We start from the raw sequence: 18,461 nt of genomic DNA, 5'->3' as shown, positions 1-18,461 counted from the left end.
CCGAATATATGTTTGTGACTACTTTGTTAAAAATAGAGCAGCACTTGCTTGCACAGGGTCGGTGTCCATATAAGCTATTTAGGCCGCGCTCCATCACCCCCGCCACGCGATCCAGCCTGGGGCTGCGTCAGCTCACAGTTTTTAGCCTTGGCATGAAACGGCAAGACATTGGCGCAATCAGCTAATTTCATTTATTTCCATCCGCCTAGAATCAAGCACGAACATTTGAGCATCTAGGGTATCAACATGGAAAAAAACCGAGTATTCAAGCTCAGTGCTCTGGCAATTAGCCTGGTCATTGGGCTATCTGCCTGTGGTAGTGACAACAATGAGACCCAGGTTCCCGAGACGGTGGGTAGTCATGTGCCATCCCCCGACTGGCGCGATCAGATAATTTATTTTCTGATGATTGACCGTTTCAACGATGGCGAGAATGCCAATAACGATCAGGGAACCGGCGAGTATGATCCAGCCAGCGAGAAGAAATTCAGCGGCGGCGATCTGGCCGGGGTCGAGCAGAAAATCGACTACATCCAGGGCTTGGGTGCGACGGCAGTCTGGACCACGCCACCGGTCGCCAATCAATGGTGGGACCCGGCGCAGAACTATGGCGGCTACCATGGTTACTGGGCGCGAGATCTGCAAAAGGTCGATGAGCACTTCGGCGACCTGAAGAGTTACCAGACGCTGGCCAAATCCCTGCACGCCAAGGGCATGTACCTGATCCAGGATGTGGTGGTCAATCACCTGGGCAACTTCTTCAGCTACTCCGGCACCTATGATCCGACCACCCCTTGCCAAGGATTCGAGCTGATACCAGGCGCCCTGGCTGCCGGTCAGAGCCTGCCCGCACCGCTGGCGCAGAATGACTGCAACAACAGCAGTGATTTCAGTGCCGCCATCTATCACTGGACCCCGGCGATCCAGGATCACAACAACGAGACTCAAGAGCTGACCTATCAGCTCTCGGATCTGGACGATCTCAACACCAGCACCCCGGCGGTGCGCGATTACCTCAAGCAAAGCTACCGCTACTGGATTGATACCGTTGGCGTCGATGCCTTCCGCGTCGATACGGTGAAATTCGTCGATCATGACTTCTATTACGACTTCTTCCATGCCAACGATGGCATTCTGGCCGAAGCCGAGAAGACCGGTCGCAACGACTTCTTGAGCCTGGGCGAGATCTTCGAAGCCTCGACCGCCTATCACACCGAAGGTGAAGAGAAGCTGATCGCCTATCTCGGCACCCAGGAGAAGCCCGAACTGGCCTCGGTGCTGAACTTCCCGCTGCAGGCCACCATGACCCAGGTGTTCGCCGGGGGTAAACCTACCGCCGAACTGGGATTCCGCCTGCGCAAAATGATGGAGATGTACCCGGATCCTTACCGCCTGGGCAACTTCATCGAGAACCACGACATGGCGCGCCTACTCTCCCAGGGCAATCCGGATGATCTCAAACAGGCACTGTTCACCATGCTGACCCTGCCCGGGATCCCGGTGATCTATCAGGGCACCGAGCAAGCCTTCACCGGCTATCGCGACGCCATGTTTGCCGGTGGCTATCGAGAGGATGGCCAGCAAATTGACTCCTTCGACAGCCAATCCACCATGTACCAGTTCATCCAGCAACTGGCGCAACTGCGCCATGACAACAAAGTGCTCTCGCGGGGTGACCTGACCATACTGGCCGAAGACAAGGCCGGAGCCGGGGCCTTCGCCTATCGCCGTCATCTGGACGATGCCGAGGCGCTGGTGATCCTCAATACCGCCAGCCAACCGGTGCTGTTGAACCAGATGGCCACGGGCCTGGCCGCTGGAACCCGACTCAAGGTGCTCAGCCAGCTCAATGGCGATACCCTGCCGCTGAACCTGGTCACCGGCGAGAATGGTGTCCTGACCCTGGCGTTACCGGCTAAATCGGCCCTGCTGCTGGAGAGCGATGGCACGGGTGAACTGCCACCGGTCGATACCAGCATGACCCTGAGCACGACGCTCGCCGATCAGATCCTCAGCGCTGATTTGCCGCTACAAGGTACAGGTACCGCAGGTAGCACCATCAAGCTGGTGGTCGATGGCGAGCTGGAGAGCGCGACCGATGTACTGGTCGGTAGCGATGGCCAATGGCAGAGCACCCTGAGTGTTCGTCACTTTGCCATGGGCACTCAGGAGCACCGTCTGGCCCTGTATAACGCCGCCCAGGGCAGCAGTCTGGCCGATATCAACTTCCAGACCCAGCTGGCTTATCCGGACACCCCGGCGCTGACACTGGATGACAGTGGGGATGGCGTCAATGGCAGTGCGGGTCCACAGGGCAGCTACTCCCTGCCCCAGGATGCCAGCTTCGACAAGGATAACAGCCAGTTGGCCATTGAAGCCGCGCGTCTCTACCACGCCGGCAGCAACGTGCGTCTGAGTCTGACCATGGCCAACCTGACGGATACCTGGGTGCCAACCAACGGCTTCGATCACGTCGGTTTCAGTATCTTCATCCATTTGCCACAGCAGACCGGAGGCAACACCCTGCTGCCGAAGATCCGCGCCAGCATGCCGGATGGTGAAACCTGGCAGCGGCAAGTGGTCGCCTTCGGTTGGCAAAACAGCCTCTACAGCAGTGAGGGGGCGACGGCCAGCCAGTTCGGCACCTCCATCTCGCCCGCTCCGACCATCACGGTCGACAAGGCAAACCGGACCATCCACTTCGACTTCCCGAGTGCCTCACTGGGACGTCCGGACAGTCTCGACGGCATCAAGTTCTATGTCACCACCTGGGATCTGGATGGCCTCTCCAGCAGCTATCGTCCGCTGCAGGCCGAGCTGGGACCCTGGAACTTCGCCGGTGGCAGCGATCAGGACGCCCTGGTCTGGGATGACACCCCGCTGCTGAGCCTGAGTGAGTAATACCCCTCACCGCTGAGGTCCTGATAGCAAGCCCTGCCAGCATCTGGCAGGGCTTTTTCGTGCCCACAAGCCTGTGCCATAACTCCCTTTCCTGGTGCAACCCACGCGCCAAAGCACATTTTTTAGCGGCCAGCACTGTGACTTGGTAGAAATCACTTGGAGTCCGTCTATTTCGATGGAAAAATCTGCCGCGCTTCCCATCGGTGGGGCAAAATCTGCCAAATACCGGCATCGACAGCGGAACTAAGGACACTATGAGTCAACAATCTCTCAGCGTGAAGCGGGATGGCTTCACCAGCAGCTTCGGCGTACTCGCCGCTACTCTGGGCTCGGCCGTCGGCCTCGGCAATATCTGGAAATTCCCCTATATGACGGGCGCCAATGGCGGCGCCGGCTTTTTGCTGGTCTATCTGCTGGCCACCCTGCTCATCGGTCTGCCGGTGATGATCGCCGAGATCACCCTGGGTCGGCAGGCCAAGGCCAACCCCATCACCACCTTGCAACGTCTGGCGCCCCGTGGCCAGCCCTGGTGGCTGATCGGTGCCTTCGGCATGCTGGCGGCCTTCCTCATCATGTCCTTCTACTCCGAGGTGGTGGCCTGGGTCTTTGCCTATATCCTCAAGGCCATCGATGGCTCCATTCTCTCCAGTGATCCCCAGGTGACGGGTGCGGCGTTTGGTGCCCTGATCAGTGACCCTCTGCAGTCGCTGTTATGGCAATGGGGGGTGTTGATCTTCATCGGCGGCATCTTGCTGTGCGGCGTGTCCAAGGGTATCGAAGCGGTCACCAAGAAGTTGATGCCGCTGTTGTTCCTGCTGCTGCTGATGCTGTGTGCCGTCAGTCTGTCCCTGGAGAAAGCGAGCGAAGGTCTGGCCTTCTTGTTCCAGCCGGACTTCAGCAAGATCACCGGCTCCGTGGTGCTGATGGCGATGGGGCTGGCGTTCTTCAAGCTCTCCATCGGCATGGGCACCATGATGACCTATGGCAGCTACTTCCGGGACGATCAGAATATTCCATCAACCACGGTGCGTGTCATGGCGGCGGATCTGTTTGTCTCCATGCTGGCCGGTATCGCCATCTTCCCGGCGGTATTCACCTTCGGCTTCGAACCGGCAGCAGGTCCTTCCTTGGTGTTCATCACCATTCCGGCGGTCTTTGCCCAGATCCCCATGGGCCACCTGTTGATGGTGGTGTTCTTCGTGCTGGCCGCCGTGGCCGCCACCGGAGCCATGCTCTCGCTGCTGGAGGTGCCGGTAGCCATCATCCACGAGCGCTTCGGTCTGTCCCGCAAGAAGGCGACCCTGATCAGCCTGTTGATCCTGGCGCTGATGGGCTCCACCTGCGCCTTGACCAACAGCACGCTGGCCGAATTCAAACTGTTCGGCATGACCATGTTTGATCTGTTCGACTACCTCTCCTCCAACATCATACTGCCCGCCGGTGGCATCTTCGTGGCGCTGTTTGTTGGCTGGGTCTGGGGCTTTGACAAGCTGAAACTGGCGCTCTCCAACCACGGAGCCCTGGCTAACGAGGGACTGGTACGGGTGCTGTTTTTCCTGCTGCGTTATGTCTCGCCGCTGCTGATCCTGCTGGTGATGCTCAAGGGCTTAGGCTTATTTTAAGACTCTTAAGAGCCCTCAACTGCAACAGGCTGTCCGCGTGGCAGCCTGTTTTTTTTATATCGTCATAAGATCAAGAACTTATCTGCTTAAAACATGGGCCGACCGATAGTCTGGGCCACTCTTTTCCCGTACAGTCATTCTTCCAGACCCCAGGACGGAGGATCCCATGCTCACCACGCTGCACCGGCTGCTAGTCCCGCTGGCGCTCCTGTTGGCGCTGGGTATGGCTGCGTTTATTGATTACCAGAAAGCCAGCGTGCCCATGGTGCGTCAGGATCCCCGACATGCCGTGTATGTCCTGGAGTCGCCACGCCATCAACAGGCGCTGGCGCAAGGTCAGGTGGTGCTGGCTTTAGGCCCCTGGTGCTACGGGCTACTGACCGGTAGCCAGGCCTTTGCCAGTGTCAGTGAGGCGACTGATTTTCTGCGCCTGCAGGGGCTAAATGTCGAGAGCTGGCAGATCTATCAAGTCTCCGGCGACTACCAGCTGGATGTCAGCGACGGTGTCTTGAACAAGACCCTGCAATTGGTTCGTCCTCTGCCCTTTAGCCACTAACTGCCTATTCCAGCCATCACAGGAGTGATGGCGATCCAGCAAGGAGCTCGCCATGTCTTTTCACCTCGATCCCATGACCCCTGCCGACTACCCGGAGGTGATGACCCTTTGGCAGCGCAGTAGCGGCCTGACCCTGCGCGAGGCCGACTCCCAAACCGCCATCACCGCCTATCTGGCCCGCAATCCGGGTTTGAGTTTTGTCGCCCGTGAACAGGATGTGCTGCTGGGCGCTATTCTGGTTGGCACCGATGGCCGTCGTGGGTATCTACAGCACCTGACCGTGGCTGAAGCCGCCCGCGGGCGAGGCATGGGCAAGGCTCTGCTGGCAGCCGCCATCGATGCGCTGCAGAAGATAGGGATCGGCAAAACTCACTTGATGGTTCATGCTGATAATGACAGCGCCATGGCTTTTTACCGCCATCTGGGCTGGGAAGATCGTCAGGCGATCCGCCTGTTTTCGTTCAACGCCAGCGGCCACGAGAACTGTTAATACGACAAGTTGGGGGCCGGGTAGAACGACTCGAGTCTGCGCCCATGATAATGAAGCGGTTTGTCACCCGGAGGCTTGCACACCATGTCGGTCCTGTTTGATCCTCACGCCCTGATCACCATCAACCTGGTCGGTATGCTCACCATGCTGCTGCTCTGGTTACTGAACCGAGAGACGCCCGGGGTCAACTATCTGCTGCTTGCAGCCACATTGATCATCACGAGTCTATTGCTGCTATTGCAAGATGAGCTATGGCTCCGGCTACCCCCCTGGCTATGGATCTTGAGCATCAATCTGCCCTACATCAGCGCCCTCTGGTTGGTTACCGCCGGACTCTATCGCTTTTTGGCTCGCCCCATTCCCTGGTCTGCGATCGGCGGCATTCTGCTGTGCTATGGACTGGCATTGGCCTGCTTCACCTGGATACAGCCCTCCCCGGTGCATAGAGCCATTCTGACGACCGCCACCCTGGTGGTGAATATGGTATGGAATATCCACTATGCCCACCGATGGATGCGCCAACGTTACCCCTACACCTACCGACTGATGCTAATCCTCGGAGGCGGCATCATTGTCCTTCTGCTCTGGCGTTTGAGCCTGCTGCCCCAGCCCCAGCAACCGGGCAATACAGTCGCCTCTCCTGCCATGACCTTACTGTTTTTCGCCATGATGACCAGCAACCATCTGCTGACCCTGCTGTTTGTCTCGTTGAGCCATGAGAAAAAGAGTGAGCAACTGATCCAGGCCGCGACCCATGATCCCCTGACCGGGTTGTTGAATAGGCGCGGCATGCAGCTGGCCATCGAACGCTGGCAGCAGGCCGTACGCGCGACAAGTGGAGCCGTCATCCTGGTGGATGTGGACCATTTCAAGCGGATTAACGATACACTCGGCCATGACAAAGGCGACGATATCCTGGTCTGGCTTGCACAGATGCTGCAGCCGCTGCCAGTCGTTGGTCATGTATCACGCCATGGCGGGGAAGAGTTTTTACTATTTTTACCCGACATCGACCTGAGCGATGCCGCGGCGGTGGCCGAACAACTGCGACAGCGCCTGCAGGATCATCCGCCTCAGGGGCTCAGTGTGACCGCCAGTTTCGGGGTCGCGACACTGAATGCAGCCTCGCCGTTGCGTGCTGCGCTGCACGAGGCAGATTTAGCCCTGTATCAGGCCAAGCAGTCAGGACGCAACCGGGTCGAGGTCGCATCCTCGCTGCCGTAGTTTCATCACGAGCCAGTCGCCAGTTGCTGATACAACTTCTGGGTCTCGTCCCGATCGCACAATTGAGTGCCATGCCGCAGGGTGGCGGCCGTTCCCGCCGCCACGCCATAGCGCACCATCTCCTCCAACGAGGCACTGGCGGCTAGCTTCAGGCACATGGCGCCCACCATGCTGTCGCCAGCGCCGACGGTGCTGAGCTTCTTCACCGGCGGCGGCACCACCTGCACACTCTGATCGGCACTGATGGCCAAGGCGCCCTGAGGGCCCATAGAAACCACCACCAGCTTGCTGGCTCGTTTGGCGATCAGCGAACGGGCAGCCGTGATGATGGCCTGCGGGCTATCCAGTACCAAGCCGGTCAACTCCGCCAACTCCGACAGGTTCGGCTTGATGAGCAGCAGGCCGCCCTCGGCGACCGCAGCAGCCAGTGCCGGACCGGAACTATCGACCACACAGCGCAGATGGTTCTGCTTGGCAAAGACAATGAAATCGACCAGATCCGCCACATCCATGCCCGGTGGCAAACTACCGCTGATCACCAGCAAGGAGTGGGCGGGCAGGGCTGCGACCTTTTGCCGCAAGCCATGGATCTCTTCCGAACAGAGGCTGGCCCCTGGCATCACAAACCGGTATTGCTCACCGGTACTTTCCGCCAGCACATGCAGGTTCTGGCGGGTCCAGTCACGGGTTGACTCCACCGCAACCCGCAATCCTTCCGCCTGCAACAACTCGGTCAGATGCTGACCGGTTGGGCCACCGGCCGGGAAAATAGCCAGTACCTGGCCCCCCAGACGCTGGATGGCGCGCGCCACATTGATACCACCACCGCCGGGCTCGAAGACCGGAGCGGCACAGCGCAGTTTGCCTTCGGGATAGATCTTGGCGGTGAGGGTGGCGCTATCCAGCGAAGGGGAAAAGGTCAAGGTTGCAATGTGGCTCATCAGACTCTCCTTGAGGAGCAATACAACAGGCAGAACATACCTTCATCATCGAGCAGGGTTGGCGTCATTACAAGCCCGGCCAGCGAATCAATTCGACCACCCAGCTCCACCCTCGGGATGGAAGACAGCCCGTCGTCACATGCTCCAAACTAGGCCCACAGCGGATGAAGCCGGATCTGGCGGACTCCGGTTTCAGGAATAGCCCCCGACAGGAGTCGAACATGATGCACGCAGCGTTGAATCCCCCATCGCCCCACCCGATGCAACTGGATGGTGAACACTTGCTACTGGCCGGTGAAGTCTATGCACTCGTTACCGAATTGGGCCGCGGCAAATCCGCAGTCTCCTACCTGTATCAGCATGCCGAAGGCAACAGCGCCCAGGGCTTGCCGTCCCAGCTAGTCCTCAAGCGCTACTGTTCGACCAGCAGCCAGACCATCCCCTTCGCCCAAGCGCTGGAGTTTGAATTGTGCAGCTATCTGCGACTGCAGCAGGCAAACATAGCCCACCCGCAACTGCTCGGATACAGCACCACCGAGTATTGTCTGGCCAAGGAGTACATCCCTGGCCAACTCATCACCGATTTGCTGCTCCAGAACGCACTGGATGACCAGCATTTTCGCACCATCTTGGTCATGGCTGCGCAGTTACAACAAGCCGGTTGGCACATCGACTATTTCCCGGCCAATTTTGTACTCACTCCGCACGGGCTCTATTACATCGATTACGAGGCGCACCCCTATAACGCCGAATGGGACTTCGCCCATTGGGGGATATTCTACTGGCTGAACCCAGAAGGAATGCGTCAGTTCCTGGCCACTGGCGATCATCGCCACATCAATAAACCCGGACAACCCAAGCCCTGGGATGAGCCCTTTCTGCGTCAGCGCGAAAGTCTGCTACGCCGCCTGGCGCCTGAAGTGACAGTGTGAGAGCTGGCCTGCTCCCCTGGACTATGGCAGGCTAGCACTACCCCGTTTGCTGCCGAGGATCGAGATGGCCCAACCCGAGCTTCTGACGCCTCGCTTGCGTTTGCGTCCCTTCGTGCTTACCGATGCCGACCGGGTACAGCAACTGGCCGGCCGACGCGAAATCGCCGAGGGTTGTGTGCTGATCCCCCATCCATATCCACCAGGCCTTGCCGCACGCTGGATTGAATCCCAAGCCGAAAGTTGGCAGACCCAGCAAGCCGTCAGCTATGCCATCACAGTGCTAGCTACCGGTTTACTGCTCGGCAGCATCAGCCTGATGCTGCATGAGCAGCGTCAAACGGACCGCCGCATCGAATTGGTTGGCAATCTGGGCTATTGGCTAGCCCCGGAGTTTTGGGGACAGGGGCTGATGAGCGAGGCCGTCGCCGCGCTGCTCGATTTTGCCTTCGATGAGTTGGGGGTGGATCAGATCCTCGCAGAACATACGCCGCAGAATCCGGCCTCAGGCCGGGTGATGGAGAAAAATGGCCTGGTGTTTGTGGCTGAACGGCTGCGCGATGAACCCGATCACCCGCCTTGCCTGCTGCGCCATTACGCCCTGAGCTGGCCACAGTATCGGCAGTGGCGCAATCGCTCCCAGCCCGCCGTCAAGGTCAGGCAATAACTAAACCATGCGCTTAGCCGACCTCGGCCGCTGACGGTCCGGTTTCGGCCTGCGCCTCAGCCTGTGCCTCGGTCTGTATTTCGGTCTGTATTTCGGCCTGTAGCCAGCGCACAAAACTCTGTACCGCGGGTCGTAATCGGGTACGCGGGGTTTGCAACAAATAATAGGAATAGGGGCAGGGCAACACCACATCGAATAGTTGTACCAGGCTGCCTTGCTGCAACTCGGTACTCACCAACGAACGCCGCGCCAGTGCGATGCCCTGCCCGGCCAGCGCCATGCTGACGATCTGAGCCGAATCGGAAATGGTGAGATTGTGATACGGCGTAAACCCGGTAGCACCGGCCAACGCCAACCAGCTGGACCAGTTGAACGACTCCAGGGAATTATCCTTGAGCAGCGTGAAGCGATGCAGATCGGCTGGCGATACCGGTGCTCCTTGCGCCACCAGCAATCCCGGAGAAGCAACCGGAAACAGTTCATCATCCATCAGATGCGTCACCTGCATCCCCGGATAATTTCCCTTGCCGAAGCGGATGGCCAAGTCCAGCGCCGAGGTGTGCAAGTCCTGCAGCTGATCGCTCATCGACAGCCGCAACTCGATTTGCGGGCAGCACTGGCTAAAATGGCTCAGTCGAGGCAGTAACCAGCGGCTGGCGAACGACGGCAACAGGGTGATGGTCACTACCCGATCATCGTCCTGCCGCTTCAACTGCCGCCATCCCTCCTCCAACTGGGCAAAACCCTGAGCCAGATAGGGCCGTAATCGCTCGGCACTGGCGGTGGGCTTCAACTGACGGGATGTGCGCTCGAAGAGCTGCCCCACCTCGCTCTCCAGCTGCTTGATATGCTGACTCACCGCCGATTGGGTAATAAACAGCTGCTCGGCCGCCCGGCTGAAAGAGCCGGTACGCAATACCGCCTCCAAAACCGCCAATGCCTTGAGACGATGCATCAGTACCGACATAAGCTCACCTTATAGATGTTGCAGTTTTTCGCGTTTGAACCATCACCAGCCGGAATAGAACATGAGCCTAACAGCAAGCTCTAGCAGGAGGCTACCATGTATATTCAATCCGCAGAACAGGCAACGAACCCGAGCAAAAAATCATTAGAATTTCTTAAGCTGATGACGCGACTTATCCAGCAGTGGCGGCACAACCGGCGTAGCCGTCGGCACCTGGCCGAACTCAGCGATTACCAACTCAAAGATATCGGCATCAGCCCCAGCGAACGCCAACATGAGTTGGACAAACCATTCTGGCGCTAAAAAAAACGGCCCCTGACGGGGCCGTTATGTGTAGATCCTGATGCTTATTTCTTAGCGGCTTCAGTCTTCACTTCAGCATTAGCATCCGCCGGCTTGTCTTTGCCGATGGACAGCAGTTCAACTTCAAATACCAGTACGGAGTTGGCAGGGATAGAGCCAGCACCTTGTTCACCATAAGCCAGTTCAGACGGCAGGTAGAACTTGTATTTGGAGCCGACATTCATCAGCTGAACACCTTCGGTCCAACCCGGGATCACGTGATCCAGCGGGAACTCAGCCGGCTCTTTACGATCCACGGAGCTGTCAAACTTGGTGCCATTGATCAGGGTACCTGTGTAGTGCACCTTGACCATGTCGGAAGCCTTCGGCTTCGGACCCTTGCCTTCGGAGATCACTTCATACTGCAGACCAGACTTGGTAACCGTTACGCCCTTCTTCTTGGCATTTTCTTCCAAGAACTTTTTACCCTTCTCCAAGTTAGCCTTGGCATCGTCAGCGGCTTTCTTGGCAGAGGCTTTATTGATCTTCTGATCGTAATTCTTTAACGCTTTTTCCAGTTGCTCTTCGCTCAGCAGAGACTTTTTGACCAGACCATCCTGGACGCCCTTCATGATCATGGCGTTATCCAGCTTGACGCCCAGCTCTTGCTGACGCTCCAGCGTGTTGCTGATGTAACGGCCCATGGATTGACCAATTGCATAGGCAGAAGTCTCTTCGAAAGTCTTCAATGCACCGCTGGCGGCAGGAGCGGCGGCATCAGCCTTCACTTCAGCCTTGGCTTCTGCTGCTTTCCCTGCTGCAGCAGGCTTTTGCTCATCTTGTTGGCAACCGGTGATCACAACGGCCATGGCCGCAGCCAGCAGGGAAACTTTCAGGATCTGTTTCATTATCTTCTCCAAAACACCAATTTCAGCTCTCTGTGCTAGTGATAGAGAGGCTCGTCATATAAAGCGTTTAATACTAACCGTACTCGGGCGCGGAACAACAGGCTTCGCACGGCAATTATCAAAAAATAGTGAGCCAGATTGTGTCTGCAGACTCTGGTACCCATTTCAAGATCCTATTTTGGTGATTTTTCTACAGTCGGTTGTTGTCGGGATCGGCAACAAGCTATCATGCACACCCCATACTCCTATCGGCAGCAAGCCGCCAAGACGAGGCCACGATGTCACAGGAACTCAGTGCGCGGATCGAATACCTGGAAACCCGGGTCGCATTTCAGGATCACGCCATCGAACAACTCAGCCAGGAGTTGGCTGAACAACAGAAGCAGCAAGAGAAATTACGTGTACAGATGGATGCGGTGATCGCCAAACTGCGTGAGGGTGGCAGTTCACAGATTGCCAGCCAGTCAGAAGAGACCCCACCACCCCACTATTAACGACACCTCCCTGAATCAAGAGATAAAAAAACGCCCCCGAACGAACGGGGGCGTTTTTATTTTGTCGGTCAGATGATGACATTAACCATCAACCATCCGGGCTGAGGGCAGGCACGCCATGAGGCGCCCTGCCCGACCTTCAGCCTTGTCTGGGCCATCGGTGCCGCTGACGGGTACGACAGACCAGACGCAGAGACTCACGGTGACGGGATTCCAACTCGCGCGCGAGCGTGGTTTCATCCAACCCGATATCCCGCAACAAATGCCCTGAATAGTGACCCAGCTCGGCACGGGCCTGACGCACAGCACTGCGCAGACGCGCTTGCTCCAGCGCAACATCCGCCTTCACACACCACAGAGCCAGATTCATTAATACAGAACGACGCATAACACACCTCCAACAGGATTTTTAAGGAGGCCGGGGGACAATGCGACTGGGGGTATGACGAGGTTCCACAGTCCGCTTGTACCGCGGCCTGTGAAAATTAAGATCAGGCAGCGGACCGAATGGCGGTCGCTTTATCAGTGCTCGGATTAACGGAGAACATGACAAGATGTCGTAGTGAGAATGGGCTCATCTTTGCTCTCCTTCCGTGACTGAAAAACCGCGTCGATCCTGACTGCGCGGCCAGTATGCAGAAAATCGTTTACACACACAATCGTCTAGCAGGCCGATAAGCAGCACTGCATAGGCAACTTATGCCATTTGTATAGCAGCTATCACCGCACATACCAGCATCCACAGGAGGATCCGCCAGTCGGTCAGGCTTGAACAAAAAGCAGGCAGCATAATGCTGCGAATTTGCAGCCTTGACGAAGATAACGAAAGTTTTCCCGCAGCCAATAAAAAACGGCGGAGCCGAAGCTTCGCCGTTTTTATCATGCCGATGGCGGAGACCCTTAACCCTTATAGATCTTCGGGTTGAACACATCCCGCAGCCAATCCCCCAGCAGGTTAATGACCAGCACCAGCAGCACCAGGCACAAGCCCGGGAATGCGGTGATCCACCAGGAGCCGGAGAACATGTAGTTGAAGCCGATGCTGATAAGCGAGCCCAGCGACGGTTTATCCACCGGCATCCCCAACCCGAGGAAGGAGAGCGCCGCTTCCGACATGATGGCATTCGCCACCTGCACGGTGGATATCACCAGGATCGGCGACAGGCAGTTGGGCAGGATATGCCGGAACATGATGCGTGGCGCCTTGAAGCCCATGACGCGCGCCGCTTCCACGTACTCTTTTTTCTTCTCGGCCAGCACCGAGGCACGGATGGTTCGGGCGTATTGCGGCCACTCGGAAATCCCGATAATCACCACCAGCATCAGGATGGCATATTGGGAATAAAACTCGCCGCCCAGCGCGGCCTGGAAGATCGCCGAAACGATGATCGCCACCATCATGGTCGAGAACGAGAGCTGCACATCGGCAAAGCGCATCAGCAAGTTATCAATCCGCCCGCCGGCATAGCCGGCAAACAAGCCGATCACTATTCCCAGCACCAGTTGCAGCCCTACCGCAAACAGACCAATGGTCAGGGAGACGCGCGAGCCATAGAGCATGGTACTCAGGATATCGCGGCCCTGATTATCGGTGCCCAGCAGGAAACGCTCATCACCGCCATCCAGCCAGGAGGGTGGTAATTCGGCATCCATGATGTCATAGGTTGCCTGATCATAAGGATCATGGGGGGCAATCAGCGGGGCCATCAAGGCCAGCAGCACATAACTGACAAACACGGCCATGCAGAACATGGCCACCTTGTCCTTAAGGAAGTAATAGACCAGATCGGACTGACGGAAGCGGTCCCAACGGCTGAGCATTTGTAATTGACTCATCTTCAAGCTCCCTTGCCAGTCAGGTTGACGGTCGGATTGATCACGCCGTACAGCAGATCGACGAAGGTATTGGTTACCACAAACACCAGCCCCACAAAGATGACATAGGCGGTGATCAAGGGGGTATCGACCCGGTTGATCGCCTCAAGAAACAGGAAGCCGGTACCCGGCCACTGGAACACGGTTTCGGTCAAAATGGTGTACGCCACCATGGTGCCGATCTGCACACCGCCGACGGTAATCACCGGCAGCATGGTATTTTTCAAGGCGTGCTGATACCACACCTTCTTTTTGTCGAGCCCTTTGGCCCAGGCAAATTTCACATATTCGGAGCTCAGCACTTCCAGCATTTCGGAACGTACCAGCCGGATAAACAACGGCAGCATGATGGATGACAGGGCCACCGAAGGCAGGATCAAATGTTGTATGCCGTCCCAAGTGAAGAAGCCGGAATCCCAACCCAGCAGGTTCAGGGTTTCACCACGGCCGTAGGAGGGCAGCCAGCCCAATTGCACCGAAAACAGATACATCAGCAAGATGGCCGTCAGGAACACTGGCACTGAAATACCGATGATGCTGGCACCCATGATGCACTTGGTCAAAAAACTACGCGGATGGATGGCGGAGTAGACCCCCAGCGGGATCGACAGCACGACGATGATCAGCGAGGCACCGAACACCAGTTCCAGAGTCGCAACCAGCTTGGACAGGATCACCTCCAGAGCCGGTTTCTTGAAGATGAAGGAAGTCCCCCAATCGCCATGTACGGCACCCTTGAGAAAGCGACCGTACTTCACCATGAAGGGGTCGTGCAATCCCAGCTTGACGCGCAAGGCTTCGCGTTGGGCTTCAGAGACGCTCTGCCCCACCATTTCGCGTAAGGGATCACCCAAGTTATCCTGGATGGCAAACGCCACCAGACTGATGACAAACATGACAACCACGGCTTGCAGCAGCCGCTTGACCAAAAACGTAAACATGCAGGGGTATCCTTGCAACCACACGTCATCGACAGGCGATGAACCATTAAACAAACGATAATAACGGCGCGTCCCACGCCCCACCAAAGGCAGGGAGCAGGACGGCCGTAGCATTACGCCTGGGGATTAACTCCCAGTGTTACTCTTTGACTTTCAGATCACCGTAGTACGGGAAGTCATTGCTGTTGACGATTGGCTTGATATCCAGCGCGGTCTTGGAAGCCCACGCCAGGTTCTGCCAATGGATCGGCAGGATAGCGGCATCATCAGCCAGGATCTTCTCGATCTGTTGCAGTTGGGCCGTACGCTTGGCCACATCCACTTCGGCGTTGGAAGCCGCAATCAGCTTGTCCACTTCGGCATTGGAGTAACTGCCGCAGTTGTACTGACCCTTACCGGTCTTGTCATCACGAGTCTGTACCAGGTATTCGAAGTAGTTACCGGAATCCTGGGTATCAGACTGCCAGCCGATCATCTGCATGTCGCTGGCGCACTTGTCGAACTCTGGCCAGTACTGAGCCTTCGGCATGGTCTTCAGCTCAACCTTGATGTTGATCTTGGAGAGCATGGCCGCGACGGCCTGGGAGATCTTGGCATCGTTGATGTAACGGTTGTTGGTGGAGATCATGGTGATCTTGAAGCCCTTCTCGTAGCCAGCATCCTTCATCAGTTGTTTGGCCTTGGCCAGATCGAAGGCCGGAGTCAGGGAATCCACATGCCCCAGATAACCTGCCGGGCTCAATTGGCCAGCCGGAGTCGCGAAGCCCTTCATGATCTTCTCGACGATACCTGCTTGGTTGACCGCGTAGTTCACCGCTTGACGCACGCGCTTGTCAGCAAAGGCGGGTTGGGTCTTCTGGTTCATTTCGAAGATCACGGTCCGGTTGCTCGGCTCAGTCACCAGCTGGATGTTGGCAGCTTTCTTCACGCGATCCTGGTCGTTCGGTGCCACAGGGGCGATCATGTCGACATCACCAGACAGCAAGGCCGCGACACGGGTCGCGTCTTCCTTGATCGGTACAACTTTCAGCTTATCGACGTTGCCTGGTGAGGCTTTGTCCCAGTAATCAGCGTTGCGTTCCAGCTCCAGCTTGACGCCCTGTTCACGGGTCACGACCTTGAACGGACCAGTCCCGGAGACATGCGTGGCGGCATAGGTACCGGCAGCCTTGATGATCTCGGCCTTGTCTTTGCCATCTTCTGTAGTACCGGTATAGAACTTAGAATCCATCGGGAAGATGTAGGTGGCGTTTTGCAGCGCCAGCGGATAAGGCACCTTGGCCACCAGATCCACCGTGAAGTCATCAACCTTCTTCAGACCTTCATAGACTTCGAACAAGCCCTTGTAGTCTTCAGACTTCATGATGCGGTTATAGGTCCAGATGACGTCATCGGCAGTGAACGGGTTGCCAGAATGGAACTTGACGCCCTTGCGCAGATGGAAACGCACCGTCTTGGCATCCAGTTGTTCCCAGCTTTCTGCCAGACGGGCTTCAAACTTCATATCCTTGGTCAGACGCACCAACGGGTCATAGGACATGTGGGCAAACTGCAGGATACCGCCTGACAGTTGCTCATAGACGTCCAGAGATTCCGGATCCGCATCCAGAGCCACTGTGACATTGGCGGCATACAGGTTGAAGCTCACGCCTGCAGCAAACAGCGCGGCTGCGATCTTGGTAAATCCTTTCTTCATTGCTTACTCCGTGTAGCTGTTGTTGTTGTTTGGTTCCGGTTACGGACTCAGCCTGCGATCTGCAGACCGTCGCGACTCATCCCCTTGAACTCCGGCATCAGGGAAATCAACTTACGGCTGTACTCATGGTGCGGCGCCGTAAACAGTTGCTCGGTCGGGGCGACTTCCAGCAGGGCCCCTTTTTGCATCACGCCGATGCGATCGCACATCTGGCGGATAACAGGTAAGTCGTGGCTGATAAACAGCATGGTCAACTTCAGCTCATCCTGCAGATCCTTGAGCAGATTGAGGATCTGCGCCTGAACCGACACATCGAGTGCCGAGGTCGGTTCATCACAGATGAGCAAGCGGGGGCGCGTCGCCAAAGCGCGGGCAATCGAGATCCGCTGGCGCTGACCACCGGAAAACTCATGGGGGTACTTCAACGCGGCCAGACGTCCCAGGCCGACATGATCCAGCAAATCGGCAACAATTTGTGCAATCTGCTGCTCATTTTCCGCCAACTTATGGAAACGGATCGGTTCGGCGATGATGTCACCGACCTTCATCCGGGGATTCATGGATGAGTAGGGATTCTGGAATACCATCTGCATCTGACGACGTAGTGGCCGACGCTCTTTTTCGCTCTTCAGCGCCGTCAGGTCGATATCTTCGAAGATGATCTTGCCCTCGTTGGGCGGATAGAGTCCGGCAATCACCCGCGCAATCGTCGACTTGCCGGAGCCGGATTCACCGACCAGGCCAAAGGTCTCGCCTTCCTGGATCTCGAAGCTGACATGATTATTCGCCTGCACATACTGGCGGCGAGACTCGAAGAACGAATCCTTAGTAACGAATTTCAGGCTGACATCTTCGACCCGCAGCAAAGCACCTTGATGCGCCCGCTGTACCATGGCCTGACCTAGCCAGTGATTCTTCAGATCCAGCGGTTGGCTCTCGCCTGCCTCTTCGATATAGCTGACCAGCGGGAAGCGCACCAGCTTGATATCCGAGCGCGGAACTGCCGCAATCAGACTCTTGGTATAGGGATGTTCCGGTTCGCCCAATACCTTGGCGGTCGGACCAATCTCCATCAGATCGCCACGGTACATGACAGCGACACGATCGGTGACATTGGACACCACCCCCATATCATGGGTGACGAGCATGCAGCCAACCTGGCGCTCTTTGCACAGGGCTTTGATCAGTTCAAGGATCTGATCCTGAATCGACACATCCAGTGCGGTAGTCGGCTCATCGGCAATGATGAACTCAGGATCCCCTGACAAGGCAATGGCAATAACCACCCGTTGGCGCATACCACCGGAGAACTGGTGGGGATACTGCTTGATACGAATTTCCGGCTGCGGAATACCAACCGAGGCCATCAGCTCGATGGCTCGCGCCACGGCCGCCGCACCACGCAGCTCGGTATTGGCTTCGATGGTTTCGACTAACTGGCGTTCCACGGTGAACAGCGGATTCAACGAAGTCATCGGATCCTGAAAGATAAAACCGATATGGGCGCCACGGACCTTGCGCATCTCCTCCGGTGCCAGGCCGGAGATTTTCTTACCATTGAGATAGACATCACCCCGGGCAATACGACCCGGAGGGCTCAGCAGATCGATAATAGCATTGCCAATGGTGGACTTACCGGCACCTGACTCCCCGACCACACCCAGGATTTCTCCCTTTTCGATGGTAAAGGAGAGATCCTTGACCGCGGCCATCACGCCACGACGGGACGGATATTCGATCCGCAGGTTCCTGACTTCAAGCAAGGACATGACACAACCTCGACAGGGCTTGCACCCTGAGTCTTTTACTTCCGATTTATACCTTCGGGCCGCATGGCCAAAGGCGGTTTATTATTAAGTTTTGTAAGCAAACTGACGTAAGTTACTTCGTTTATTATGCTGTGTAAATCAGGGATCCGCAGATAGATATGCAACTTATCACTATGCTTATCCATCTTTTAAGAATATT

The 18,461-nt window shown here is 56.7% G+C and carries 18 protein-coding genes; 10 read left to right on the top strand and 8 right to left on the bottom strand.

The annotated features are described in order from the left end of the window. The 6 genes from ACYVG7_RS15660 to ACYVG7_RS15635 form a co-directional block, all read left to right on the top strand. Positions 1 to 185, top strand: a 185-nt coding sequence (locus tag ACYVG7_RS15660; protein WP_460884024.1) for a hypothetical protein, incomplete at its 5' end; no start/stop codon positions are given. A 61-nt stretch (positions 186 to 246) separates the two neighbouring features. Continuing rightward, positions 247 to 2,901: an alpha-amylase family glycosyl hydrolase gene (locus ACYVG7_RS15655; RefSeq protein ID WP_460884023.1), complete on the top strand. Its 2,655-nt coding sequence runs from the start codon at positions 247 to 249 to the stop codon at positions 2,899 to 2,901. Between the two features lie 254 nt (positions 2,902 to 3,155). Then, on the top strand, positions 3,156 to 4,523 hold the full coding sequence (locus ACYVG7_RS15650) for a sodium-dependent transporter (protein WP_460884022.1): 1,368 nt from the start codon (positions 3,156 to 3,158) through the stop codon (positions 4,521 to 4,523). 166 nt (positions 4,524 to 4,689) lie between these two features. Next, positions 4,690 to 5,079: a hypothetical protein gene (locus tag ACYVG7_RS15645; RefSeq protein WP_460884021.1), complete on the top strand. Its 390-nt coding sequence runs from the start codon at positions 4,690 to 4,692 to the stop codon at positions 5,077 to 5,079. A 52-nt stretch (positions 5,080 to 5,131) separates the two neighbouring features. After that, complete coding sequence (locus tag ACYVG7_RS15640) at positions 5,132 to 5,569, top strand: GNAT family N-acetyltransferase (RefSeq protein WP_460884020.1); 438 nt, start codon at positions 5,132 to 5,134, stop codon at positions 5,567 to 5,569. An 84-nt stretch (positions 5,570 to 5,653) separates the two neighbouring features. Continuing rightward, positions 5,654 to 6,793, top strand: a complete 1,140-nt coding sequence (locus ACYVG7_RS15635) for a GGDEF domain-containing protein (protein WP_460884019.1) — start codon at positions 5,654 to 5,656, stop codon at positions 6,791 to 6,793. A gap of 5 nt (positions 6,794 to 6,798) precedes the next feature. Here ACYVG7_RS15635 and pfkB read toward each other — a convergent pair whose 3' ends face one another. Next, positions 6,799 to 7,734, bottom strand: a complete 936-nt coding sequence (pfkB, locus tag ACYVG7_RS15630; protein ID WP_460884018.1) for a 6-phosphofructokinase II — start codon at positions 7,732 to 7,734, stop codon at positions 6,799 to 6,801. A gap of 221 nt (positions 7,735 to 7,955) precedes the next feature. On the opposite strand from pfkB, the gene ACYVG7_RS15625 reads away from it, so the two are divergent. Both ACYVG7_RS15625 and ACYVG7_RS15620 read left to right on the top strand, forming a co-directional pair. Then, positions 7,956 to 8,666, top strand: coding sequence for a hypothetical protein (locus ACYVG7_RS15625; RefSeq protein WP_460884017.1), 711 nt, complete (start codon positions 7,956 to 7,958; stop codon positions 8,664 to 8,666). A gap of 64 nt (positions 8,667 to 8,730) precedes the next feature. Beyond that, a complete protein-coding gene (locus ACYVG7_RS15620; protein ID WP_460884016.1) occupies positions 8,731 to 9,330 on the top strand; it encodes a GNAT family N-acetyltransferase in 600 nt (199 codons plus the stop codon). Positions 9,331 to 9,343: 13 nt separating this feature from the next. Here ACYVG7_RS15620 and ACYVG7_RS15615 read toward each other — a convergent pair whose 3' ends face one another. Continuing rightward, positions 9,344 to 10,297, bottom strand: coding sequence for a LysR substrate-binding domain-containing protein (locus ACYVG7_RS15615; protein WP_460884015.1), 954 nt, complete (start codon positions 10,295 to 10,297; stop codon positions 9,344 to 9,346). Between the two features lie 96 nt (positions 10,298 to 10,393). Between ACYVG7_RS15615 and ACYVG7_RS15610 the strand changes: the two genes are divergently transcribed. Continuing rightward, the gene (locus ACYVG7_RS15610; RefSeq protein ID WP_460884014.1) at positions 10,394 to 10,600 is read left to right on the top strand and encodes a DUF1127 domain-containing protein; all 207 of its coding nucleotides are present in this window, start codon (positions 10,394 to 10,396) and stop codon (positions 10,598 to 10,600) included. Positions 10,601 to 10,644: 44 nt separating this feature from the next. On the opposite strand, the gene fkpA is transcribed toward ACYVG7_RS15610, so the two are convergent. Continuing rightward, positions 10,645 to 11,487 carry an FKBP-type peptidyl-prolyl cis-trans isomerase gene (gene fkpA / locus ACYVG7_RS15605; protein ID WP_460884013.1) on the bottom strand — a complete coding sequence of 281 codons (843 nt, stop codon included), beginning with the start codon at positions 11,485 to 11,487 and terminating at the stop codon, positions 10,645 to 10,647. Between the two features lie 278 nt (positions 11,488 to 11,765). Between fkpA and ACYVG7_RS15600 the strand changes: the two genes are divergently transcribed. Then, complete coding sequence (locus ACYVG7_RS15600) at positions 11,766 to 11,981, top strand: SlyX family protein (protein WP_460884012.1); 216 nt, start codon at positions 11,766 to 11,768, stop codon at positions 11,979 to 11,981. 139 nt (positions 11,982 to 12,120) lie between these two features. Here the strand turns inward: ACYVG7_RS15600 and ACYVG7_RS15595 are convergent, their stop codons facing one another. The 5 genes from ACYVG7_RS15595 to ACYVG7_RS15575 form a co-directional block, all read right to left on the bottom strand. After that, a complete protein-coding gene (locus tag ACYVG7_RS15595) occupies positions 12,121 to 12,369 on the bottom strand; it encodes a hypothetical protein (protein ID WP_460884011.1) in 249 nt (82 codons plus the stop codon). Between the two features lie 512 nt (positions 12,370 to 12,881). After that, the gene (locus ACYVG7_RS15590; protein WP_460884010.1) at positions 12,882 to 13,817 is read right to left on the bottom strand and encodes an ABC transporter permease; all 936 of its coding nucleotides are present in this window, start codon (positions 13,815 to 13,817) and stop codon (positions 12,882 to 12,884) included. 2 nt (positions 13,818 to 13,819) lie between these two features. Further along, the gene (locus tag ACYVG7_RS15585; RefSeq protein ID WP_460884009.1) at positions 13,820 to 14,797 is read right to left on the bottom strand and encodes an ABC transporter permease; all 978 of its coding nucleotides are present in this window, start codon (positions 14,795 to 14,797) and stop codon (positions 13,820 to 13,822) included. Between the two features lie 139 nt (positions 14,798 to 14,936). After that, a complete protein-coding gene (locus tag ACYVG7_RS15580; protein WP_460884008.1) occupies positions 14,937 to 16,493 on the bottom strand; it encodes an ABC transporter substrate-binding protein in 1,557 nt (518 codons plus the stop codon). A gap of 47 nt (positions 16,494 to 16,540) precedes the next feature. Next, the gene (locus ACYVG7_RS15575) at positions 16,541 to 18,262 is read right to left on the bottom strand and encodes a dipeptide ABC transporter ATP-binding protein (protein ID WP_460884007.1); all 1,722 of its coding nucleotides are present in this window, start codon (positions 18,260 to 18,262) and stop codon (positions 16,541 to 16,543) included. Between the last annotated feature and the right edge of the window lie 199 nt (positions 18,263 to 18,461).

Source organism: Pseudaeromonas pectinilytica (assembly GCF_054780855.1).
This window is presented reverse-complemented; position numbering and strand designations above follow the sequence as displayed.

Excerpts from the sequence above, each read along its gene's own strand:
- ACYVG7_RS15625 (WP_460884017.1), top strand. The coding sequence starts at position 7,956 with ATGATGCACGCAGCGTTGAATCCCCCATCGCCCCACCCGATGCAACTG.
- ACYVG7_RS15620 (WP_460884016.1), top strand. The coding sequence starts at position 8,731 with ATGGCCCAACCCGAGCTTCTGACGCCTCGCTTGCGTTTGCGTCCCTTC.
- fkpA (WP_460884013.1), bottom strand. The coding sequence starts at position 11,487 with ATGAAACAGATCCTGAAAGTTTCCCTGCTGGCTGCGGCCATGGCCGTT.
- ACYVG7_RS15590 (WP_460884010.1), bottom strand. The coding sequence starts at position 13,817 with ATGAGTCAATTACAAATGCTCAGCCGTTGGGACCGCTTCCGTCAGTCC.
- ACYVG7_RS15615 (WP_460884015.1), bottom strand. The coding sequence starts at position 10,297 with ATGTCGGTACTGATGCATCGTCTCAAGGCATTGGCGGTTTTGGAGGCG.
- pfkB (WP_460884018.1), bottom strand. The coding sequence starts at position 7,734 with ATGAGCCACATTGCAACCTTGACCTTTTCCCCTTCGCTGGATAGCGCC.
- ACYVG7_RS15575 (WP_460884007.1), bottom strand. The coding sequence starts at position 18,262 with ATGTCCTTGCTTGAAGTCAGGAACCTGCGGATCGAATATCCGTCCCGT.
- ACYVG7_RS15580 (WP_460884008.1), bottom strand. The coding sequence starts at position 16,493 with ATGAAGAAAGGATTTACCAAGATCGCAGCCGCGCTGTTTGCTGCAGGC.
- ACYVG7_RS15610 (WP_460884014.1), top strand. The coding sequence starts at position 10,394 with ATGTATATTCAATCCGCAGAACAGGCAACGAACCCGAGCAAAAAATCA.
- ACYVG7_RS15650 (WP_460884022.1), top strand. The coding sequence starts at position 3,156 with ATGAGTCAACAATCTCTCAGCGTGAAGCGGGATGGCTTCACCAGCAGC.
- ACYVG7_RS15645 (WP_460884021.1), top strand. The coding sequence starts at position 4,690 with ATGCTCACCACGCTGCACCGGCTGCTAGTCCCGCTGGCGCTCCTGTTG.
- ACYVG7_RS15655 (WP_460884023.1), top strand. The coding sequence starts at position 247 with ATGGAAAAAAACCGAGTATTCAAGCTCAGTGCTCTGGCAATTAGCCTG.
- ACYVG7_RS15600 (WP_460884012.1), top strand. The coding sequence starts at position 11,766 with ATGTCACAGGAACTCAGTGCGCGGATCGAATACCTGGAAACCCGGGTC.
- ACYVG7_RS15640 (WP_460884020.1), top strand. The coding sequence starts at position 5,132 with ATGTCTTTTCACCTCGATCCCATGACCCCTGCCGACTACCCGGAGGTG.
- ACYVG7_RS15585 (WP_460884009.1), bottom strand. The coding sequence starts at position 14,797 with ATGTTTACGTTTTTGGTCAAGCGGCTGCTGCAAGCCGTGGTTGTCATG.
- ACYVG7_RS15595 (WP_460884011.1), bottom strand. The coding sequence starts at position 12,369 with ATGCGTCGTTCTGTATTAATGAATCTGGCTCTGTGGTGTGTGAAGGCG.
- ACYVG7_RS15635 (WP_460884019.1), top strand. The coding sequence starts at position 5,654 with ATGTCGGTCCTGTTTGATCCTCACGCCCTGATCACCATCAACCTGGTC.